Raw genomic sequence first — 5,246 nt, 5'->3', positions numbered from 1 at the left:
TGTGGGTGCTCGATGACGGCGCGCGGCGATTTTCCGGAATTGCCGAAGGCAAAAGTAATCGAGTCTCACACAGAAAGAAATTGAGGAAGGTTTGAGGGGTTGAGAAACCCGCTCGAACCATCTGTCAGTGATTTTGAGTGAGCGACCGGTTCGTAACTGAACCGAAAACAGTAACAGGTTTGAACTGAAGAGTTTGATCCTGGCTCAGATTGAACGCTGGCGGCATGCCTTACACATGCAAGTCGGACGGCAGCGCGGGCTTCGGCCTGGCGGCGAGTGGCGAACGGGTGAGTAAGACATCGGAACGTGTCCTGGAGTGGGGGATAGCCCGGCGAAAGCCGGATTAATACCGCATACGCTCTGTGGAGGAAAGCGGGGGACCTTCGGGCCTCGCGCTCAAGGGGCGGCCGATGGCAGATTAGGTAGTTGGTGGGGTAAAGGCCTACCAAGCCGACGATCTGTAGCTGGTCTGAGAGGACGACCAGCCACACTGGGACTGAGACACGGCCCAGACTCCTACGGGAGGCAGCAGTGGGGAATTTTGGACAATGGGGGCAACCCTGATCCAGCAATGCCGCGTGTGTGAAGAAGGCCTTCGGGTTGTAAAGCACTTTTGTCCGGAAAGAAAACCTCCGCCCGAATACGGCGGGGGGATGACGGTACCGGAAGAATAAGCACCGGCTAACTACGTGCCAGCAGCCGCGGTAATACGTAGGGTGCGAGCGTTAATCGGAATTACTGGGCGTAAAGCGTGCGCAGGCGGTGCTGTAAGACCGATGTGAAATCCCCGGGCTTAACCTGGGAACTGCATTGGTGACTGCAGCGCTGGAGTATGGCAGAGGGGGGTGGAATTCCACGTGTAGCAGTGAAATGCGTAGAGATGTGGAGGAACACCGATGGCGAAGGCAGCCCCCTGGGCCAATACTGACGCTCATGCACGAAAGCGTGGGGAGCAAACAGGATTAGATACCCTGGTAGTCCACGCCCTAAACGATGTCAACTGGTTGTCGGGCCTTCATTGGCTTGGTAACGTAGCTAACGCGTGAAGTTGACCGCCTGGGGAGTACGGTCGCAAGATTAAAACTCAAAGGAATTGACGGGGACCCGCACAAGCGGTGGATGATGTGGATTAATTCGATGCAACGCGAAAAACCTTACCTACCCTTGACATGTACGGAAGACCGCCGAGAGGTGGTTGTGCCCGAAAGGGAGCCGTAACACAGGTGCTGCATGGCTGTCGTCAGCTCGTGTCGTGAGATGTTGGGTTAAGTCCCGCAACGAGCGCAACCCTTGTCCCTGGTTGCTACGCAAGAGCACTCCAGGGAGACTGCCGGTGACAAACCGGAGGAAGGTGGGGATGACGTCAAGTCCTCATGGCCCTTATGGGTAGGGCTTCACACGTCATACAATGGTCGGAACAGAGGGTCGCGAAGCCGCGAGGTGGAGCCAATCCCAGAAAACCGATCGTAGTCCGGATCGCAGTCTGCAACTCGACTGCGTGAAGCTGGAATCGCTAGTAATCGCGGATCAGCATGCCGCGGTGAATACGTTCCCGGGTCTTGTACACACCGCCCGTCACACCATGGGAGTGGGTTTTACCAGAAGTGGCTAGTCTAACCGCAAGGGGGACGGTCACCACGGTAGGATTCATGACTGGGGTGAAGTCGTAACAAGGTAGCCGTATCGGAAGGTGCGGCTGGATCACCTCCTTTCCAGAGCTTATGCGTTCAGAGTTGAGCGCTCACATCTGTCGGCTGTTGAGTTCAAGAGACAGGCTCAGGGGTCTGTAGCTCAGTCGGTTAGAGCACCGTCTTGATAAGGCGGGGGTCGTTGGTTCGAATCCAACCAGACCCACCACGTTGTCTGCGGCGAGAGCGCGAAGTGCCCCGGGGTTGTGGTCAGTGCGGGGGATTAGCTCAGCTGGGAGAGCACCTGCTTTGCAAGCAGGGGGTCGTCGGTTCGATCCCGTCATCCTCCACCAGTTACCAGTGCACAGTGTTCTGCGCGATGCAGAAGGCTTCGCATTGGCAATTGCGCCAGTCAGTGCGGTACGGGCAGTATGGATACCGGCTGTCGTTCTTTAACAATCAGGAAGAAGTAGTAAAGAGAACAGGTGAAAGCGCTTAGAGATGGGCGTGAGTAGCTGTTCAGGGTTGTGATTGTATCGAAGTATTTTTAAGTTCCTCGAAAGAGGGCTTTGGAATACGGCACAACGCGAAAACTCAGCCTGTAGCGGAGGTGGATCGTGAGAGACACACCCGTTATAGGGTCAAGCGAACAAGTGCATGTGGTGGATGCCTTGGCGATCACAGGCGATGAAGGACGCGGTAGCCTGCGAAAAGCGGCGGGGAGCTGGCAAACGAGCTTTGATCCGCCGATGTCCGAATGGGGAAACCCACTCCGAATGGAGTATCCATGACTGAATCCATAGGTCATGTGAAGCGAACGCGGTGAACTGAAACATCTAAGTAACCGCAGGAAAAGAAATCAACCGAGATTCCCAGAGTAGTGGCGAGCGAAATGGGAGCAGCCTGCATTCTTTATTCTTGCTGTTAGCCGAGCGCTCTGGAAAGTGCGGCCATAGCGGGTGATAGCCCCGTAGGCGAAAACAGCGAGAAAGAACCAAGTATGCGACAAGTAGGGCGGGACACGTGAAATCCTGTCTGAAGATGGGGGGACCATCCTCCAAGGCTAAATACTCGTGATCGACCGATAGTGAACCAGTACCGTGAGGGAAAGGCGAAAAGAACCCCGGGAGGGGAGTGAAACAGATCCTGAAACCGCATGCATACAAACAGTCGGAGCCTCGCAAGGGGTGACGGCGTACCTTTTGTATAATGGGTCAGCGACTTACATTCAGTGGCGAGCTTAACCGATTAGGGCAGGCGTAGCGAAAGCGAGTCCGAACAGGGCGATATAGTCGCTGGGTGTAGACCCGAAACCAGGTGATCTATCCATGGCCAGGATGAAGGTGCGGTAACACGTACTGGAGGTCCGAACCCACTGACGTTGAAAAGTCAGGGGATGAGCTGTGGATAGGGGTGAAAGGCTAAACAAACCTGGAAATAGCTGGTTCTCTCCGAAAACTATTTAGGTAGTGCCTCGTGTATCACCTTCGGGGGTAGAGCACTGTCATGGTTGAGGGGTCCATTGCGGATTACCTCGCCATAGCAAACTCCGAATACCGAAGAGTGCAATCACGGGAGACAGACATCGGGTGCTAACGTCCGGTGTCAAGAGGGAAACAACCCAGACCGCCAGCTAAGGTCCCCAAATATGGCTAAGTGGGAAACGAAGTGGGAAGGCTAAAACAGTCAGGAGGTTGGCTTAGAAGCAGCCACCCTTTAAAGAAAGCGTAATAGCTCACTGATCGAGTCGTCCTGCGCGGAAGATGTAACGGGGCTAAGCCATATACCGAAGCTGCGGATGCGTGCCTGGCACGCATGGTAGGAGAGCGTTCCGTAAGCCTGCGAAGGTGCACTGTAAGGTGTGCTGGAGGTATCGGAAGTGCGAATGCTGACATGAGTAGCGATAAAGGGGGTGAAAGGCCCCCTCGCCGTAAGCCCAAGGTTTCCTACGCAACGTTCATCGGCGTAGGGTGAGTCGGCCCCTAAGGCGAGGCAGAAATGCGTAGCTGATGGGAAGCAGGTCAATATTCCTGCACCATTGTTGGATGCGATGGGGGGACGGATCGCGGAAGGTTGTCCGGGTGTTGGAAGTCCCGGTCGCTGCATTGGAGAAGGTGCTCTGGCAAATCCGGGCACGCAATTCAAGGGTGTGGCGCGAGCTTCTTCGGAAGCGAAGCAACTGGAAGGGGTTCCAGGAAAAGCCTCTAAGCTTCAGTCCAATAGTGACCGTACCGCAAACCGACACAGGTGGGCGAGATGAGTATTCTAAGGCGCTTGAGAGAACTCGGGAGAAGGAACTCGGCAAACTGGTACCGTAACTTCGGGATAAGGTACGCCCTGGTAGCTTGATGCGCCTGCGCGCAAAGGGTGAAAGGGTTGCAATAAACTGGTGGCTGCGACTGTTTAATAAAAACACAGCACTCTGCAAACACGAAAGTGGACGTATAGGGTGTGACGCCTGCCCGGTGCCGGAAGATTAAATGATGGGGTGCAAGCTCTTGATTGAAGTCCCGGTAAACGGCGGCCGTAACTATAACGGTCCTAAGGTAGCGAAATTCCTTGTCGGGTAAGTTCCGACCTGCACGAATGGCGTAACGATGGCCACACTGTCTCCTCCCGAGACTCAGCGAAGTTGAAGTGTTTGTGATGATGCAATCTCCCCGCGGCTAGACGGAAAGACCCCATGAACCTTTACTGCAGCTTTGCATTGGACTTTGAACCGGCTTGTGTAGGATAGGTGGGAGGCTGAGAAGCGTGAACGCCAGTTTGCGTGGAGCCGTCCTTGAAATACCACCCTGGTTTGTTTGAGGTTCTAACCCTGGTCCGTGATCCGGATCGGGGACAGTGCATGGTGGGCAGTTTGACTGGGGCGGTCTCCTCCCAAAGTGTAACGGAGGAGTACGAAGGTACGCTAGGTACGGTCGGAAATCGTGCTGATAGTGCAATGGCATAAGCGTGCTTGACTGCGAGACTGACAAGTCGAGCAGGTGCGAAAGCAGGTCATAGTGATCCGGTGGTTCTGTATGGAAGGGCCATCGCTCAACGGATAAAAGGTACTCTGGGGATAACAGGCTGATACCGCCCAAGAGTTCATATCGACGGCGGTGTTTGGCACCTCGATGTCGGCTCATCTCATCCTGGGGCTGTAGCCGGTCCCAAGGGTATGGCTGTTCGCCATTTAAAGAGGTACGTGAGCTGGGTTTAAAACGTCGTGAGACAGTTTGGTCCCTATCTGCCGTGGGCGCTGGATATTTGAAGGGGGCTGCTCCTAGTACGAGAGGACCGGAGTGGACGAACCTCTGGTGTACCGGTTGTCACGCCAGTGGCATCGCCGGGTAGCTATGTTCGGAAGAGATAACCGCTGAAAGCATCTAAGCGGGAAACTCGCCTTGAGATGAGATATCCCCGGGGCTTCGAGCCCCTTGAAGGGTCGTTCAAGACCAGGACGTTGATAGGTCAGGTGTGGAAGCGCAGTAATGCGTTAAGCTAACTGATACTAATTGCCCGTAAGGCTTGATCCTATAACCGGTGTGTTTTGCGATGATCGCTCGTGCTTCAGCACGTGCGGGCATCTCACTCCCGAAGGGAGCACGGACACGCTGATGGTTGACAGATCGA

General features: G+C 54.9%; 2 tRNA genes and 2 rRNA genes. All 4 read left to right on the top strand.

What is annotated here, in order from left to right:
- Positions 1-181 precede the first annotated feature (181 nt).
- The 4 genes from AB4Y32_RS40065 to AB4Y32_RS40050 all read left to right on the top strand — a co-directional run bounded on the left by AB4Y32_RS40065 (position 182) and on the right by AB4Y32_RS40050 (position 5,149).
- Positions 182-1,712: ribosomal RNA gene (locus AB4Y32_RS40065) — 16S ribosomal RNA — on the top strand.
- A 68-nt stretch (positions 1,713-1,780) separates the two neighbouring features.
- Positions 1,781-1,857: transfer RNA gene (locus tag AB4Y32_RS40060), tRNA-Ile, on the top strand.
- A 48-nt stretch (positions 1,858-1,905) separates the two neighbouring features.
- Positions 1,906-1,981: transfer RNA gene (locus AB4Y32_RS40055), tRNA-Ala, on the top strand.
- A gap of 286 nt (positions 1,982-2,267) precedes the next feature.
- Positions 2,268-5,149, top strand: a 23S ribosomal RNA gene (locus tag AB4Y32_RS40050).
- Together the 16S and 23S rRNA genes with 2 tRNA genes alongside form the textbook arrangement of a ribosomal RNA operon.
- Positions 5,150-5,246 lie beyond the last annotated feature (97 nt).

Source organism: Paraburkholderia phymatum (genome assembly GCF_040965635.1).
Taxonomy (GTDB): Bacteria; Pseudomonadota; Gammaproteobacteria; order Burkholderiales; family Burkholderiaceae; genus Paraburkholderia; species Paraburkholderia phymatum_B.
The sequence above is the reverse complement of the archived record's forward strand: the minus strand, read 5'-3'. Positions and strand labels throughout refer to the sequence as shown.